This is a genomic window from Mycobacterium sp. 3519A, assembly GCF_900240945.1.
Taxonomy (GTDB): Bacteria; Actinomycetota; Actinomycetes; order Mycobacteriales; family Mycobacteriaceae; genus Mycobacterium.
Genome location: NZ_OESG01000014.1, coordinates 422,337 through 437,681, shown reverse-complemented (window position 1 = coordinate 437,681; position 15,345 = coordinate 422,337). Strand labels below are relative to the sequence as shown.

The 15,345-nt window shown below is 66.5% G+C and carries 14 protein-coding genes and 4 tRNA genes; 14 read left to right on the top strand and 4 right to left on the bottom strand.

Translation table 11 applies throughout. From position 1 onward, the window contains the following. Window positions 1–55: 55 nt before the first annotated feature. The gene (locus C1A30_RS23295) at window positions 56–1,198 is read left to right on the top strand and encodes a metallophosphoesterase (RefSeq protein WP_101950732.1); all 1,143 of its coding nucleotides are present in this window, start codon (window positions 56–58) and stop codon (window positions 1,196–1,198) included. Here C1A30_RS23295 and C1A30_RS23285 read toward each other — a convergent pair. After that, on the bottom strand, window positions 1,183–1,689 hold the full coding sequence (locus tag C1A30_RS23285; protein ID WP_235010160.1) for a hypothetical protein: 507 nt from the start codon (window positions 1,687–1,689) through the stop codon (window positions 1,183–1,185). The two genes, C1A30_RS23295 and C1A30_RS23285, sit on opposite strands and share 16 nt — an antisense overlap. 141 nt (window positions 1,690–1,830) lie before the next feature. Here C1A30_RS23285 and C1A30_RS23280 point away from each other — a divergent pair, with 141 nt between their 5' ends. The 3 genes from C1A30_RS23280 (at window position 1,831) to C1A30_RS23270 (ending at window position 5,086) form a co-directional block, all read left to right on the top strand. Then, entirely contained in the window at window positions 1,831–2,469 is a 639-nt protein-coding gene (locus C1A30_RS23280) for a TenA family protein (protein ID WP_101950731.1), read from the top strand. 1 nt (window position 2,470) lies between these two features. Continuing rightward, window positions 2,471–3,619 (top strand): metallophosphoesterase, encoded by a 1,149-nt coding sequence (locus tag C1A30_RS23275; RefSeq protein WP_101950730.1) that lies wholly within the window; start codon window positions 2,471–2,473, stop codon window positions 3,617–3,619. 78 nt (window positions 3,620–3,697) lie between these two features. Further along, entirely contained in the window at window positions 3,698–5,086 is a 1,389-nt protein-coding gene (locus C1A30_RS23270; protein WP_101950729.1) for a S1C family serine protease, read from the top strand. Here C1A30_RS23270 and C1A30_RS23265 read toward each other — a convergent pair whose 3' ends face one another. Beyond that, window positions 5,087–5,704 (bottom strand): TetR/AcrR family transcriptional regulator, encoded by a 618-nt coding sequence (locus C1A30_RS23265; protein WP_160112783.1) that lies wholly within the window; start codon window positions 5,702–5,704, stop codon window positions 5,087–5,089. Window positions 5,705–5,831: 127 nt separating this feature from the next. Between C1A30_RS23265 and C1A30_RS23260 the strand changes: the two genes are divergently transcribed. The 10 genes from C1A30_RS23260 to C1A30_RS23210 all read left to right on the top strand — a co-directional run bounded on the left by C1A30_RS23260 (window position 5,832) and on the right by C1A30_RS23210 (window position 13,467). Then, on the top strand, window positions 5,832–6,905 hold the full coding sequence (locus C1A30_RS23260; RefSeq protein ID WP_101950727.1) for an acyl-CoA dehydrogenase family protein: 1,074 nt from the start codon (window positions 5,832–5,834) through the stop codon (window positions 6,903–6,905). Further along, a complete protein-coding gene (locus C1A30_RS23255; RefSeq protein ID WP_101950726.1) occupies window positions 6,902–7,906 on the top strand; it encodes an LLM class F420-dependent oxidoreductase in 1,005 nt (334 codons plus the stop codon). The genes C1A30_RS23260 and C1A30_RS23255 overlap by 4 nt, the downstream gene beginning before the upstream one ends. Next, the gene (locus C1A30_RS23250) at window positions 7,903–8,901 is read left to right on the top strand and encodes an NADP-dependent oxidoreductase (protein ID WP_101950725.1); all 999 of its coding nucleotides are present in this window, start codon (window positions 7,903–7,905) and stop codon (window positions 8,899–8,901) included. Before C1A30_RS23255 ends, C1A30_RS23250 begins: the two co-directional genes overlap by 4 nt. Before the next feature lie 466 nt (window positions 8,902–9,367). Further along, window positions 9,368–9,439, top strand: a tRNA-Lys gene (locus C1A30_RS23240). Between the two features lie 64 nt (window positions 9,440–9,503). Next, window positions 9,504–9,576 (top strand) — tRNA-Arg (locus C1A30_RS23235). Window positions 9,577–9,579: 3 nt separating this feature from the next. Beyond that, window positions 9,580–9,651 (top strand) — tRNA-Arg (locus C1A30_RS23230). Window positions 9,652–9,665: 14 nt separating this feature from the next. Then, a tRNA-Arg gene (locus C1A30_RS23225) sits at window positions 9,666–9,739 on the top strand. Between the two features lie 27 nt (window positions 9,740–9,766). Further along, window positions 9,767–11,614 (top strand): CocE/NonD family hydrolase, encoded by a 1,848-nt coding sequence (locus C1A30_RS23220; protein ID WP_101950723.1) that lies wholly within the window; start codon window positions 9,767–9,769, stop codon window positions 11,612–11,614. A gap of 67 nt (window positions 11,615–11,681) precedes the next feature. Then, window positions 11,682–13,034, top strand: coding sequence for an MFS transporter (locus C1A30_RS23215; RefSeq protein ID WP_101950722.1), 1,353 nt, complete (start codon window positions 11,682–11,684; stop codon window positions 13,032–13,034). 67 nt (window positions 13,035–13,101) lie between these two features. Then, complete coding sequence (locus tag C1A30_RS23210; RefSeq protein WP_101950721.1) at window positions 13,102–13,467, top strand: group 1 truncated hemoglobin; 366 nt, start codon at window positions 13,102–13,104, stop codon at window positions 13,465–13,467. 65 nt (window positions 13,468–13,532) lie between these two features. Here the strand turns inward: C1A30_RS23210 and C1A30_RS23205 are convergent, their stop codons facing one another. Both C1A30_RS23205 and C1A30_RS23200 read right to left on the bottom strand, forming a co-directional pair. Beyond that, the gene (locus C1A30_RS23205) at window positions 13,533–13,838 is read right to left on the bottom strand and encodes a hypothetical protein (RefSeq protein ID WP_101950720.1); all 306 of its coding nucleotides are present in this window, start codon (window positions 13,836–13,838) and stop codon (window positions 13,533–13,535) included. 24 nt (window positions 13,839–13,862) lie between these two features. Continuing rightward, the gene (locus C1A30_RS23200; protein WP_101950719.1) at window positions 13,863–15,338 is read right to left on the bottom strand and encodes an NAD(P)/FAD-dependent oxidoreductase; all 1,476 of its coding nucleotides are present in this window, start codon (window positions 15,336–15,338) and stop codon (window positions 13,863–13,865) included. Window positions 15,339–15,345 lie beyond the last annotated feature (7 nt).

The window sequence follows — 15,345 nt, the reverse complement described above, 5'->3', positions numbered from 1 at the left end:
CACCCCGGCAGACGTAGTCGAGTCCGTCGACCGCCCGCGGCGACGGTGGCGGCGCATGGCCGTCGTCACAGGCGTCTTGTTGCTGTTGTTCGGTGTGCCCTGGTGGGCGTTGTTGTGTTCGGGTGCGGCTTGGCCGCTGCCCGTTTTCATCGGCGGCACAACGGTTTTCGTGGTCATGCTCATTGCGCTGCCGGTGCTGCTGAGGCTGGGCCACGGCCACCGGCATCTCGACTGGGCCGCCGCCACCGGACACGCTCTGCTCGGCCTGGCGTGGGTGCTGTTCACCTGTTCGGTGCTCGGCCAGATCGTGCAATTGGCGTTGCTGTTCGCGGGGTTCGACAACCCGTTGCGGTCCCGGGTGGTCGCGGCGACGGTCGTGGTCATCGCGGCGGGACTTCTGATCTGGGGCTATGCCGAGGCGATGCGCGTCCCACGGGTCAAGAAGGTCGACGTCGCCATAGCCGGACTCGGCGCTGGCCTTGACGGTCTGCGGGTGGTGCTGATCACCGACACCCACTACGGGCCGATCGACCGCTCCCGATGGTCAGCAGCCGTCGCCGCGCGGGTGAACACGCTCGACGCCGACGTCGTCGGCCATGTCGGCGACATCGCCGACGGCACCGTCGACATCCGCGAGACGCAGGCCAGCCCGCTGGCGTCGGTGCGCGCCACCTCGGCTCGGGTGTACGTCACGGGTAACCATGAATACTTCAACGAGGCGCAGGGCTGGCTGGACTACATGGACAGCATCGGCTGGACGCCCCTGCACAACCGGCACGTCGTGGTCGAACGCGGCGGTGACCGACTGATCGTCGCAGGCGTCGACGACGCGACCGCGCAGAGGTCCGGTGTGCACGGGCACGGCGCGAATCTGGACGCCGCCCTCGCGGGGGCCGACCGCACCTTGCCGGTGTTACTGCTTGCGCACCAACCCAAACAGGTCGCCCACGCCGTTCACGCCGGCGTCGACCTCCAGGTGTCGGGCCACACCCACGGCGGACAGATCTGGCCGTTCCATCTGCTGGTCCGCCTCGAGCAACCGGCGGTACAGGGGCTCAGCCGACACGGCGGACGGACCCAGCTCTACACGAGTCGGGGAACCGGCTTCTGGGGCCCGCCTTTTCGCGTGTTCGCGCCCAGTGAGATCACCCTGCTGACGCTGCGGACCGCCCGGAGTCGACCTCAGGCCGCGGACTGATCACCTCGACGATGTACAACAGGTCTGGTCAGCTCGTCTGCATTGCGACGCAACGGCTTTACTTCGGCCGTGGCAGCGACTGAGCGGTTGCGCCGTTGGCGGCGCTCGTCACGCGCGAAGCGGCGGTTGAGGATTCGTTCCTCACGGCTTGTCAGCGAGCGGCCTTTCTCGGCCAGCAGGTCCAGCTGTTGCCAGCTGAGCCCGTCGAGATCGCCGTCAGAATCATGAGTGGCGACAACGACGTGGCCACGCAACAACGGGACCGTCCGCGCGGTGAAGGACGTCGTGGCCAGCAGCAGTTCAGTGGCGATCCGGTTGGCGCGGCGTTGGCAGCGGCGCGTCGAGGAGGTGAACCAGAAGTCGTACTGCCGGTCGGTGCTGGTCAGGCACTGCAGACCGTGGTTGTTGACGAGTTCGGCGATGTCCGCGGTGGTGTACGCGCGGGTCTCATAAGCGGACCCGCTGGGGCTGAAGTACAGGACAGTGTTCATTGCGATGTTCCATTCATCTCTTTCTTCGCTGTGGACGGTGATGTGCCACCACACCACTGGTACCACTGTTACCCAAGTGACAACTGAGACAAACCTGAATAACAATCGAGAAACGTTCCACCCGAGCCGTTGAGGAGACCGATGACGCACGAATCCGACGAACCGCTTTCCAGCCAGTTGTGGACTGCCAGCGCCGATTTGGCCGCCGACGTGCTGGCCCATCCGTTCGTCCGCGGCATCGGCGACGGCTCGCTGCCGCGGGCGCTGTTCGCCGGCTACGTGGCGCAGGACGCATTCTTCCTCGAATCCTTCGCCCGCGCATACGCGATGGCGTTGGTCCGCAGCAAGGACACCGCGACGCTGCTCACCTTGGCGGATCTGGTCGCGGGCGTGCGTACCGAACTGGGCCTGCACTCCTCCTACGCGGCGCAGTGGGGGATCGACATGGCAGACGTCACGCCTGCGGCCGCGACGCTCGCGTACACGGAATTCCTGCTCGCCACCGCGTGCAGTCGAGGGCTGGACGAGATCTTCGCGGCGATGACGCCGTGCATGCGGTTGTACGCATGGCTGGGGTCGTCACTGGACGCGAGCACGGCCGGGCCGTACGCCGAATGGGTGCAGACCTACGCCGATCCGGCATTCGAGGACATCGCGCGATCGTTGGAACGACTGCTCGACGAACAGGGCGGCGACACCCCTGGCGTGCGCACCGCGTACCGCCGCGCCATGGAACTCGAACTCGCGTTCTTCCAGGCGGCGTACGCACCCGAAAGCTGACATGTTCTTCGTCGTCCTCGTCGCGGTCCTTGCGCTGATCCATGCGTATCTGTGGATGCGTCTGGTCAAGGACACGACGCGACCCGGACGCACGCGGTGGGCGTTGACGGCCGCGCTGATGGCAGCCGCAGCGCTATTAGTCGCAGCGCTCGTGCTGCCGCGCGCCATCGGCCCCACCGACGCGGCGTGGGTCGCCTGGCCCGGCTACCTCTGGTTCGGCCTGGCCGCCTACCTGTTCCTGATCCTGCTCGCGACGGAACCGGTCCGGCTCGCACTGTCGTGGCGGCGACGGCGCACGACTGCCGAGCAGGCGATGAGCCGACGGCTGTTTCTCGCCAGGACGACGGCGGCAGCGGCCGGGGCGGCGTCGGTGGGCCTGATCGGTGTGGGCGCTCGCATCGCGTTGGGTCCACCTGAACTGCTGGCTGTGCCGGTGCGACTGCGCCGCCTCGACCCGGGTTTCGCCGGTTTCCGGATCGCGGTCGTATCGGACATCCACCTCGGCCCGATGGCGGGTCGCGCGCACACCGAGCGGATCGTCAGGATGATCAACGAATCCGCACCGGACCTCGTCGCCATCGTCGGCGATCTGGTGGACGGCACGGTCGAGGAACTCGGCTCGGCGGCAGAGCCGTTGGCCGACTTGGTTTCTCGCGAGGGTGCCTACTTCGTCACCGGCAACCACGAGTACTTCGTCGACGACACCTCGGCGTGGCTGCGCGAGCTGGAGCGGCTCGGAGTACGGCCGCTACACAATGAGAACACCGCGATCCGGCGGGGCGCGGCGGCGTTCGATCTGGTCGGCGTCAACGACGTCGCAGGCGGGAAACACGCGGACGGGCCCGATTTCGATCGCGCCATGACCGGAACGGACTCGTCGCGTCCGACCGTGCTACTCGCCCATCAACCGGTGCTGGTCCGAGAAGCCGCCGCCCGCGACGTCGATCTGCAACTATCCGGACACACCCACGGAGGCCAGATCTGGCCGTTCCACTACGTGGTCCGGGCGGCGCAGCCCAGCCTCGCGGGGCTGTCCACGGTGGACGGCACCCAGTTGTACGTCACGCGCGGCGCCGGATTCTGGGGTCCGCCCGTACGGATCGGCGCGCCGCCCGACATCACCGTGCTGACACTTCAGGCGGGCCGCTGAGGCGCCGTGGTGCTGGGCAAACCTGTCCCTCCGGTACGGTTGTTATGCAGTTCAGCGCCGGAAAGAAGTGATGTACGCGTGACCGATCGGGATCAGAGCAGCGGCCCTGCGGTCGATGTTGCGACGCAGCGCGCCTTCGGCCGCCCAGACGGGGTGGACAGCTCCTTCCTGCCCGCCGATGACCGCGACCAGGGCGAGTACACGCCGACCAACCAGCCGCCGCAACCGGTGCTGGCCGAGGCCTTCGGCCCATCGCTGACCGCCGACCCCGACGACGACGAACCGGTGCAGGCCGGCGAGGCGGTGCCAGAGCCAGTCGCGGCAGAACCGCCGCCCGCGCCGCCGCCGCCGTCGTTCCCGACGCAGAAGCTCGGCGTGCGCGACATTCTCTTCGGCGGCAGGGTTTCCCGGCCCGCGCTGGTGATGCTGGCGGTCGTCGCGATACTGATCGGCCTCGTCGGCGGCTGGATGGGCCGCAAGACCGCGGAGGTCATCGAGGCCTTCACCATCCCGAAGGTCACCCTCAACACCACGGACACCGACCACCTGCCGACCGGGCAGATGGCCAAAGTCGCTGCGGTTATTGGTGATTCGGTGGTGACGATCCAGGCGATCAGCGACACCGAGGGGTCGCAGGGCTCCGGAGTGGTCATCGACGGCCGCGGCTACATCATCACCAACAACCACGTGATCTCGGAGGCCGCGGCCAGTCCGGACAAGTTCAAGCTGTCGGTCATCTTCAACGACGGCAAGCAGGCGCCTGCCAATCTCGTCGGACGCGATCCCGAGACCGACCTGGCCGTGCTCAAGGTCGACAACATCGACAAGTTGTCGGTGGCGCGCTTGGGTGACTCCGACAAGCTGCGGGTCGGCGATCAGGTGATGGCCGCAGGCGCACCGCTCGGCCTGCGCAGCACCGACACCCAGGGCATCATCAGCGCTCTGCACCGAGCGATCCCGCTGTCCGGTGAGGGGTCGGACACCAAGACCGTGATCGACGCCGTGCAGACGGACGCGTCGATCAACCACGGCAACTCGGGCGGACCGCTGGTCAACATGAACTCCGAAGTGATCGGCATCAACACGGCCAGCAAGTCGCTATCCGACAGCGCCAGCGGACTCGGCTTCGCGATCCCGATCAACGAGGCCAGGGACGTCGTCGAGACGCTGATCCGCGACGGCAAGATCGCGCACGCGACGCTGGGCATCACCGCCGAGTCGGTGAACGACAGCGGAACCGGCGGCGCGCGGGTCACCAAGGTGAACCCGAACAGCCCGGCCCAGCGCGCAGGCCTCGCTGAGAAGGACGTCATCGTCAAGATCGGCGACCGCAAGATCAACAGCCTCGACGAGCTATCCGTCGGGGTTCGGCAACTCAAGGTCGGTCAGGACGCGCCGATCGAGGTGCTGCGCGACGGCAAGACGATCACGCTGACCATCAAGCCGGACGCCAAGAAGTCGTCGTAGTCACCGCTGCGTGAGCGCGACGAACATCGCGTCCAGCGAGCGCAACAAGCGCTTGTGGCTGTACTCGTCGGGAGCCACCAATAGCAGTCGCCCCGATTCCCACAGCGCGGCCACCAGGTGGTGGGCCAACAGTTCGCGGTCGGCCTGTCTGCCGCCCGCGCGTGACTTACGCAGCGCCGCTTCGCAATCCCGCACCATGTGCGCACGGATCCTGGCGATGCTCCTACTCAGCGTGGGCGTCCAACTCGGGGCGATCATGAAGATCGACCGCCATCGCTGCGGCGCTTCGGCGACCGCGGTCAAATATGCGTCGAACAGGCGGTGAAACGCCTCGGCGGTGTCCGCACCGTCGCCGGGCATGGCGTCCAGAATCTGCGCCAGGGCCCGCTGTTCCTCGCGGTCGAGGCAGGCGCGCAACATCGCGTTGGCATCGGTGAATTGGCCGTACACCACCGGTCGGGTGACGCCTGCGCGGCGGGCGACCGCATCCATGCTGACCGCGCCGACACCTTCGGTGTCGATCACGTCGAGCACGATGTCCAGCAGTTGTTCGCGGCGTTGCTGGGGCGACAGTCGGGGGGCGTAGGGCCGATTGCGCCGTTGCGCGGCCTGGGCCATCGGCACCTCCTTGACAGTCGCCCTGCCAGTGAAGCTACAGTGCCGTAGCTTTAAGCTACAGCAGTGTAGCTCTCGGAGAGGTCGTGGACAGTTGGACATTCACGGGCGTGCCCGACAGATCGCCGATATGGCAGCCGGTTTGGGGCCGCAGATCGATGCCGAGCGCCGGTTGCCCGCCGAACTCGTCGACGCGTTGCGCGACGCGGGCCTGCTGCGGGCAGGCGCCCCCGTCGAAGTGGACGGTCCCGAGTTGGACCCGGGCACCGCGCTGCGTTGCGCCGAACAGATCGCCCGCGGCGACACCTCGGCCGGGTGGTGCGTCTCGATTGCAACGACGGCAAGCCTGCTGGTCGCGTACCTGCCGTCGACCAGTCGGGAGGAGTACTTCGGCGGCGGACGTGGCGTGGCGGCGGGAGTGTGGGCGCCGCAAGGCAAGGCCCACAGGGTGTCCGGCGGCGTGGTGGTGTCGGGGCGGTGGGCGTTCTGCAGCGGAATCACCCACGCCGACATCCTCTTCGCCGGATGTGTGCTCGACGACCGGCCCGCTGTGGTCGCATTGCCCACCGCGCAACTGCAGGTGCTCGACACGTGGCACACCCTCGGCCTGCGGGGCACCGGAAGTCACGACGCGGTGGCCGACGACGTGTTCGTTCCGGATGACCGGGTGCTGTCGTTGTTCGACGGGCCGGTGATCGACCGGCCGTTGTACCGGTTCCCGCCCTTCGGATTCTTCGCGGCGTGCATCACCGCGGCCGCGATGGGCAACGCCCGCGCCGCCATCGACGACTTCGTCGTGTTGGCCGGAGCCAAGAAGGCGCAGGCTTCCGCCCGCACGCTCGCCGAACGTCCGACCATCCAGGCCGCTGTCGCCGGGACCGAGGCGGATCTGGAGAGCGCGCGGGCGCTCTACTACCAGGCAGTCGAAACAGCTTGGCAGGCAAGCGAAGCAGGCCCATCGGTGCCGGTGGAGGCGCGCACCCGGTTGCGGCTGGCCGCCACCCACGGGGTCCGCGCGGCGGCCGATGTGGTGCGCACCATGTACGACCTGGCCGGCGGCAGCGCGATCTACGACGGAGCACCGCTGCAACGCCGGTTCCGCGATGCGTTCACCGCCACCGCGCATTTCCAGGTGAACCTGGCCTCACGTGAACTCCCTGGCCGGGTTCTGCTGGGGCAGCCGACGGAAACGGCGATGTTGTGAGGGCCTCGATCGAAGCGGTGCTTCCGTTCTGGCTGGACCGTCCCGACGGGGAGGCGGTCGACATCGCGCAGGCCGTCAACAACGCTGGGCTGAAACGCCTTTGGATCGGGGAGATGGTCAGCTTCGACGCGTTCGCGCTCGCTACTGCCATTGGCCTGCGGGCACCGGGCATCCGACTGGCCTTGGGGCCCTTACCGATCAGCGTGCGGACCCCGGCCGCCATAGCGCTGGGGGCGAGTTCGGTCGCAACGTTGAGCGGCTGTGCCGTCGACGTGGCCCTCGGCGCTTCCAGCCCGGCCATCGTCGCCGGGTGGCACGACCGGGACTGGCGGCACAGCGCCGCCCGGATGCGCGACACCATCGACTGCCTGCGCCCTATACTGCGCGGCGAGCGCACCGACTTCGACGGACGCCACGTCCGCAGTCACGGATTTCGACTCCGTCAGGCGTTGCCGCACAGCAGCATTGGCGTCGGGCCGTTCGGCCCGGCGATGACCCGGTTGGCGGCGCAGACCGCCGACGAGGTGGTGCTGAACCTGGCCACACCGGAGCGCGTCGCCAACGTCCGGGAAAAGGTGAACGCGGACGCCGCCGCGGTGGATCGCGAACCGCCCCGCCTGACGGTGTGGGTGCCCGCCGCCCTGCGGCCAGGCGAGGCGGCGGTGCGACAGGCTGCCGGGCAGTTGGCCGTCTATCTCGGGCCGCCCGGATACGGTGAGATGTTCGCCGGTCTCGGCTATGCGGACCTGGTCGACAAAGCCCGTGCGGGCGTGCGCCGTGCGGAGTTGGCGGCCGCGATTCCGCTCGACCTCCTCGAGCAAGTCGGCGCGTTCGGCGACCGCAAAGAAGTCACGGCGCGACTGCAGGCCTACCTGAGCGCAGGTGCCGACACGGTGGCGGTGGTTCCGGTTACCGCCGAAGACCCCGCGGGCCAAACGGTCCTGGACTGCGCCGCCGCCACCAACCGACAGCTGTCGACGATTCAGGAGCCGAGCCAGTGAAAACCGCCAACACCCAATGCCGACTCGCCGCCCGCCCGACGGGGCCGATCAAACCCGGCGACTTCACCTTCGTCGAGGAACCTGTTCCGGCTGCCGGTGAAGGCCAGTTCGTGGTCGCGGTCGACTACCTCTCGATCGATCCGGCGATGCGCACATGGATGAACGCCGGACGCTCCTATGTACCGCCGGTGGCCGTCGGAGACGTGATGCGCGCCTTGGCAATCGGGCGCGTCGTCGAGTCGCGTCATCAGGATTACGCAGTGGGAGACGTGGTATCGGGCCTGTTCGGTGTTCAGGACTTCGCCGTCTCCGACGGGGCGGGTGTCAGCAAGGTCGACACCTCGTTGGCGCCGCCGAGCACGCATCTGGCGGCGCTGGGTATCAGCGGCCTGACCGCCTACTTCGGCCTGCTCGACATCGGCAAGCCGGCGCAGGGCCAGACGGTGTTGGTGTCCGGGGCGGCCGGGTCGGTGGGCAACGTCGTCGGGCAGATCGCGCGGATCGCGGGCTGCCGAGTGGTCGGCATCGCAGGCGGCGAGCAGAAGTGTCGGTGGCTGGTCGACGAGGTCGGATTCGACGCCGCGATCGACTACAAGACCGCTGACCTGCGCGCCGAGTTGAAAACCCATGCGCCCGACGGCGTCGACGTTTTCTTCGACAATGTCGGCGGTGTCACCTTGGAGGCCGCGCTCAACAGGCTGGCGCACGGGGCCCGGATCGTGCTCTGCGGCGCGGTATCGCAATACAACGACGCCCCGCGCGGCCCCGCGAACTACATGCAGTTACTGGTTGCCAGGGCGTCGATGACCGGCTTCGTGATCTTCGACTACGCCGGCAGATACCCCGAAGGTATTGAGCGCCTTGCGGATTGGTTGTCCACGGGCCAACTCACGTCCTACGAGGACGTCGAAACCGGTGCCGTCACCGACTTCCCTGAAACGCTCCAGGCCCTGTTCAACGGCGAGAACACCGGGAAACTGATCCTGGCGGTCTGACCGCTGCAATATTTGCTGGTCGGCGGAACAGCCCGCTGTTATTCTCGACCTATGACCGGTTTCGGCCACGACCACGCCTTGCTCACCGGGACGCCCGCGTCCGCGGTGGTGTTGTCGTGCGGCCAAACGCGCGGCGCGATAGCCGCAGTCCGGAATTCGAAGCGTCGCGCCTCGAGGCGACCCGGTTGCTTCCGGCTGTCCAGCCGATCTTCCGTCACATCTGTTGGCGTGCGCCCCGGCCGGAAGCACGGGCCCGAAGAAAAGTCTCATAGAAATCTCAACGTCGCTGTTGTCCCAGCCAGGAACGTCAACTGACATTCCTGTAGCGGATTACGCCTGATTACGTTGCAGCACAGCGGTTCTGATCGAAATACGGTGCACCGTTCTTAACGCGGTGCACACTGAAATCGTCTGTACCGCCGGAATGTTCAGAACTGCACACTGGTGTCATCTGCGCTCGGATCCCGCGCCGTTAGCTGAGTTGGCATAGCACCAGATTCTTAATCTGGGGACGGGGGTTCGAAACCCTCACGGCGCACCCTTGCGATTTGTGTGCGTTTTCGAGCGCTCAGCGCGCCTCAAGGCACACAAACCACCCCAAAGCCCTTGTAGCACAACGGATAGCGCGCTGGTTTCCGGGACCAGGGGTTGCAGGTTCGAGTCCTGCCAAGGGCGCACACCCCTGTAGTTCAACGGACAGAACGCCAGTTTACGGAGCTGGGGGTGGGAGTTCGATTCTTCCCAGGGGTACTCGCAGATGTCTTGCCTCCGTAGCTCAACGGACCGAGCAGCGAGCTTCTACCTCGCCGGTGTGCGGGTTCGAATCCCGCCGGAGGCTCCGAGCATGACGTACTAGCTTGATGAAATGCGTTCCGTTGCCTTCCGTAGCTGTGCGGTTGCTGTGACCACCGCGCTGGCCCTGGCCGGGTGCACCGCCGACGAACACACAGGCGCCGCACAGTTTCCCGGTCATGCCGGACGTGGGCCCTGCGCTGTCACCAAACAGTCCGACGTGCCGGCCACGATGCGCGACGGCACCGTCCTGCGCGCCGACGTCTACCGACCGCGGACCACCGACCCGGTACCGGTGATCCTGATGCGCACCCAGTACGGAAAATCGGATGCGCAGGCGGGAAACCGCTACCAGCCACCGGATTGGTTCGCGTCGCACTGCTATCTGGTGGTCATCCAGGACGTGCGCGGCCAAGGCGCCTCAGGCGGCACCTTCAACGAGTTCACCCACGAGATGTCCGACGGCTACGACACCGTCGAGTGGGCGGCCGGGTTGCCGGGGTCCAACGGCAAGGTCGGGATGTACGGCTCGTCATACGTCGGCGCCACACAATGGCTGGCCGCGGTGGCCGCGCCGCCCCACCTCGTCACGATCGTGCCCGCCAACACCGCCTCGGACTACTACGATGGCTGGACATACGAGGGCGGCGAGTTCCGCCTGGCGTTCGTCGAACCGTGGGCCGTCGGAATCGCCAACACGGCCGCGCAGAACCGCAACGACCAACCCGCAGTCGCGCAACTCACCGCAGCGCACGCCGACCCCACGCGATGGATGGATTTCCGTCCCTACCAAGACCTGCCGCCGATGCAACCCCGGAATCCGGCCGTTGCCCCGTGGTACTTCGACTGGCTCAAACACTCCAGCCGCGACGGCTTCTGGCAACAGATCAGCATCAGGGACCGCTACCCCTCGGTGCAGGTGCCGGTACTCGACTTCGAGGGGTGGTACGACGCGTTCCTTGCCGGCGGCACAGAAAATTTCGCAGGCATGGTCGCCCACGGCGGCACCGACCTCGCGCGCACCAATCAACGTCTGGTCATCGGCCCGTGGGACCACGTCGACTGGGGGCGACCGGACGCCACGCCTGCGCCTCTGCTCAAGACGATCGGCGCCGTCGGCGACAGCCCGATCAACGACTTGATGCTGGCATGGTTCGACCACTTCCTCAAAGGCGAGAAGAACGATGTCGCGGGAAAACCGCGGGTCGACTACTTCGTCATGGGTGCCGACAAGTGGAAGTCGGCAGCCAGTTGGCCGCTGCCACAGACGAAGTGGACGACGTTCTATCTGTCGGGGCCCGGCGGTATCGAGGATCGCAAGGGCGAGTTGACGACTGCTCCGCCTGCCGCGCAGCAACCGGACGTCTACACCTATGATCCGGCATTTCCGGCACCGAGCCTGGGTGGTCACTCCTGCTGCGACGCACAATCCGGGCCGCAGGGGCCTTACGACCAAACCCCCGTCGAGCAACGCTCCGACGTATTGGTGTACACCAGTTCGCAACTCGACCACGACACGGAGGTGACCGGTCCGATCTCGGTTCGCCTGTGGGCCCAATCCACCGCACCCGATACCGATTTCACCGCGAAGGTGGCGGTGGTCAAACCCGACGGCGAAGTCATCAACCTGAACAACGGCATCGTGCGCACGTCGTTCCGTGACTCGTTGGCGCAGCCGACACCGACGACACCCGATCACCCGTATGAGTATCGAATCCAGGTGTGGCCAACGAGTTACGAATTCGGCAAAGGTGATCGCATCCGGTTGGAGATCTCCAGCAGCGACTATCCGCAGTTTGCTCCAAACCCCAACACCGGTGCGCCGTTTGGCACCGACGCGGCCACCCGGCCTGCGTCACAGACCATCCTGCACGACGCGCAGCATCCGTCTGCGGTGACGCTTCCCGAGATCCCTGACTGAATTCGGGTTTAAAAGTCATTCCTGTGGCGCACTCTATGAGGTGGCGTCGATCACAGGAGGTCACTCGATGGGTGTTGGAAACGACGGCGTAGTAGGCACGGCGCAACTGGATCCGAATCATCGACAAGTTCAAGTTCGGCGCGCGGCGATGGCCAGCGCGATCGGCACCACCATCGAGTGGTACGACTTCTTCCTCTACAACACCGCTGCCGCACTGGTGTTTCCGCACCTGTTCTTTCCCGAGTCCAGCACCTACGCCGGCGCGATGCAGTCCTTCGCCACCTACTTCGTCGGGTTCGCCGCCCGCCCGATCGGTGCGGCCATCTTCGGACACTGGGGCGACCGAATCGGCCGCAAGACCACGTTGATCATCACGCTGCTGGTGATGGGCCTCGCGTCCGCCGTCATCGGCATCATGCCCGGCACCGAAGCCATCGGCGTCGCCGCGCCGCTGCTGCTCGTCACGCTTCGTGTGCTGCAGGGCATCGCTGTCGGCGGCGAGTGGAGCGGTTCTGTGTTGTTGACGATGGAGTGGGGCGATCAGAAGCGGCGCGGTCTGCTCGGCAGTTTCGCTCAGGTCGGCGTCCCGGTCGGGCTGGTGTTGGGCACGGGCGGCATGACGCTGCTGTCCGCCACGATGTCGGACGAGGCGTTCAACTCCTGGGGCTGGCGAGTGCCGTTCCTGGCAAGCCTGGTGCTGGTCGCTATCGGCCTGGTCATCCGGCTGAAGATCCTCGAGACGCCGATGTTCAGCAAGGTCCTCGACGAAGGCAAGACTGCGAGCACGCCGGTCGCGGAAGTGGTCCGCAGGCACTGGCGGGAGATCCTGCTGTCCGCGGGCCTGCGGTTCGCCGAGCAGATGCCTTTCTACCTGTTCACCACATTCGTCTTGACCTACGTCGTGCAGCGCCACCACTACGGCAAGACCTTCGTGCTGACCGCGGTGCTCGTCGGCGCCACGGTCGAACTCGCGACGATCCCGTTCTTCTCGCATCTTTCGGATGTGGTTGGCCGAAAACGGGTTTACCTGGCCGGGGCGGTTGCTGCCGGCGTCGGCGCGTTCCCGTATTTCATGGTGCTGACGCACGGCGGGCAGGTGTCGATCTTCCTGGCGGTCGTGTTGTCGATGGTGGTGCACTCGATGATGTACGGGCCGCAGGCAGCGCTCATCGGGGAAAGCTTCCCCACACATCTGCGCTACGGCGGCGCGGGCCTCGGCTACCAACTGGCGTCGGTATTCGCGGGTGGACCGGCCCCGCTGCTGGCCACGTGGCTGCTCCACGAAACCGGCACGCCCTACTCGATCTCGATCTACATCGTCGTCGCGGCCGTCATCACCGTGCTCTGTTGTGTTGCCCTGCCTGACCGTTCGCGTGCCGACATCGACGATGCGGCGATCTACAGCCGCGCGGCGGTGTGAGACCTTCGTTGCAGCCGGGAAACACAGTGACATCAATGGGGAAACGCCGGCGTCATTCACTGGCCGCATGGCAACCATCTACACCCAGATCGGCGGACACGAGGCGCTCGAGGCCGTCGTCGCCGACTTCTACGAACGCGTCCTGGCCGATGCTGCGCTGGCGAGTTTCTTCACCGGTGTCAACATGGCTCGGCTGCGGGGCAAACAGGTCGAGTTCTTCGCTGCCGCACTAGGCGGGCCTGACCCGTACACCGGCGCCCCGATGCGCCAGGTGCATCAGGGCCGCGGCATCACCACCCATCACTTCACCCTGGTGGCCGCGCACCTGGCCGACAGCTTGGCCGCCGCAGGTGTGCCCGCTGACACCATCCACGAGATCCTCGCGGCGATCGCGCCGCTGCAAGACGAGATCGCAACCGCCAGTCCCGTGTAGCTGCGCTCGGAACCCTTATCGAACACGACCGTCTACGGAGAACCAAGAGCGGCGGGAGGCGCCGTTTACGGAATGCCATGGAGTCCCGGATGTTGGCCGGGCCGGACTGTCGGTGCTGCGGGCGCGTGAATGCGCGGCGTGAACAGGTTGCCTCCGGTGGGATTGGCGTCTTTGGCGGTGGGAGTCGGTGGCGGTGGCGCGGACGGGCGCGACGGCGGGGTGGGTGGTGTTGTGGTCGACGTCGTGGTGGGCGTTGTTGGTGTGGTGGTTGGCGGTTGTTCGCCGCTGCTTTGGCAGCCGGCAGCGAAAATGACAGCGATGGTCACGGTTGCGGCGAGGGTCGTGATGTGCCGCTTGGTGCGGTTGGCCATGACCACTCCTCGGGTTCGGTCGGTCTAACGCGTTGTCGCTAACGCATTTTCGGTATGGGCACGAACCTCTGGGGTGTCGCGGTAGGCCTCCAACAGCTTCAGCCAGATTTCGCTGATGGTGGGGAAGCAAGGTACGGCGTGCCAGAGGCGTTCGACGTGTATCTGGGCGGCTACGGCGATGGTGGCCGAGTGCAGTAGTTCGGCGACGCCGGGTCCGACGAAGGTGACCCCGAGGAGGTGGCCGTGGTCGAGGTCGACGATCATGCGGGCGTGGCCGGTGTAGCCGTCGGCGTAAAAGTTCGCGCCGGGGACGGTTTCGCCCATGTCGACGTCGACGATCTTGATGCGGTGGCCTTCGCGCTCGGCCTGTGCGGCGGTCAGGCCGACGGATCCGGCTTCGGGATCGGTGAAGAAGACCTGGGGCACAGCGTGGGTGTCGGCGGTAGTGACGTGGGCGCCCCATGGTGCGGTATCCAGTGGTTTCCCGTGGGCGCGGGCGGTGATGGCGTTGGCGGCCATGCGTGCTTGGTATTTGCCTTGGTGGGTCAGTAGGGCTCGGTGGTTGGCGTCACCCATGGTGTAGAGCCAGTTGTCTTCGACGCCGCGTACCAGACAGGTGTCGTCGACGTCGAGCCAGGAGCCTGGTGTGAGGCCGATGGTTTCCAGGCCGATGTCGGCGGTATTCGGTGTTCGTCCGATCGCGAAGAGGATCTCGTCGGCTTCGATTTTGTCACCGTTGTCGAGCTCGACGGTGACTGGGCCGTTACTGCAGGGGCGGTGCAGTTCATTCACCGTGACGCCTGTGCGGACGTCGACGCTGGCCTGGGTGAGCCCACGGATGACGTGTTCGCCGACGAAGGGCTCCATGCGGGGCAGCAGCGATGAGGTGCGTGCCAGCAGTGTCACGTCGGCGCCCAGACCGTTCCATGCGGTGGCCATTTCCACGCCGACTCCGCCTGCACCGACGACGACAAGTCGTGGTGGTACGGCGCTGCTGTCGGTGGCTTTTCGGTTGGTCCATGGGTTCGTTTCGGCTACGCCGGGGATGTCGGGAACTGTTGCTGTGCTGCCGGTGCAGATCGCGACTGCGTGGCGTGCGGTGAGCAGAACGATGTCGTCGTCGGTGGTGATCGCGACGCGGCGGGGGCCGTCGAGGCGAGCGTGACCCCGGTAGAGGGCCGCGCCGAGTCCGTCGATGAACGCGGCTTGGCCGGCGTCGTCCCAGTTGGTCACGTAGCGGTCTCGGCGTCCGAATACCCCGGTAGCGTCGATGGGGCGGCCAATGGCTTGGCGGGCGCCGTCGATGCGGTCCACGTCGGCCAGGGCGATCACCGGACGTAGCAGTGACTTGCTCGGGATGCAGCCCCAGTATGAGCATTCTCCGCCGACGAGTTCGCGTTCGACGACCGCGACGGTGAGGTCTGCGGCGCGGCAGCGCGCCGCGACGTTTTGGCCGACCGGGCCGGCGCCGAGGACGATGACATCGAAGGTTTCGGGCATTGTCGTT

Bases quoted from the DNA above. Each gene is read 5' to 3' on its own strand.
- C1A30_RS23295 (WP_101950732.1), top strand. From the start codon at position 56: ATGGCCGTCGTCACAGGCGTCTTGTTGCTGTTGTTCGGTGTGCCCTGG.
- C1A30_RS23285 (WP_235010160.1), bottom strand. From the start codon at position 1,689: ATGAACACTGTCCTGTACTTCAGCCCCAGCGGGTCCGCTTATGAGACC.
- C1A30_RS23280 (WP_101950731.1), top strand. From the start codon at position 1,831: ATGACGCACGAATCCGACGAACCGCTTTCCAGCCAGTTGTGGACTGCC.
- C1A30_RS23275 (WP_101950730.1), top strand. From the start codon at position 2,471: ATGTTCTTCGTCGTCCTCGTCGCGGTCCTTGCGCTGATCCATGCGTAT.
- C1A30_RS23265 (WP_160112783.1), bottom strand. From the start codon at position 5,704: ATGGCCCAGGCCGCGCAACGGCGCAATCGGCCCTACGCCCCCCGACTG.
- C1A30_RS23260 (WP_101950727.1), top strand. From the start codon at position 5,832: ATGGCAGCCGGTTTGGGGCCGCAGATCGATGCCGAGCGCCGGTTGCCC.
- C1A30_RS23220 (WP_101950723.1), top strand. From the start codon at position 9,767: ATGCGTTCCGTTGCCTTCCGTAGCTGTGCGGTTGCTGTGACCACCGCG.
- C1A30_RS23215 (WP_101950722.1), top strand. From the start codon at position 11,682: ATGGGTGTTGGAAACGACGGCGTAGTAGGCACGGCGCAACTGGATCCG.
- C1A30_RS23210 (WP_101950721.1), top strand. From the start codon at position 13,102: ATGGCAACCATCTACACCCAGATCGGCGGACACGAGGCGCTCGAGGCC.
- C1A30_RS23205 (WP_101950720.1), bottom strand. From the start codon at position 13,838: ATGGCCAACCGCACCAAGCGGCACATCACGACCCTCGCCGCAACCGTG.
- C1A30_RS23200 (WP_101950719.1), bottom strand. From the start codon at position 15,338: ATGCCCGAAACCTTCGATGTCATCGTCCTCGGCGCCGGCCCGGTCGGC.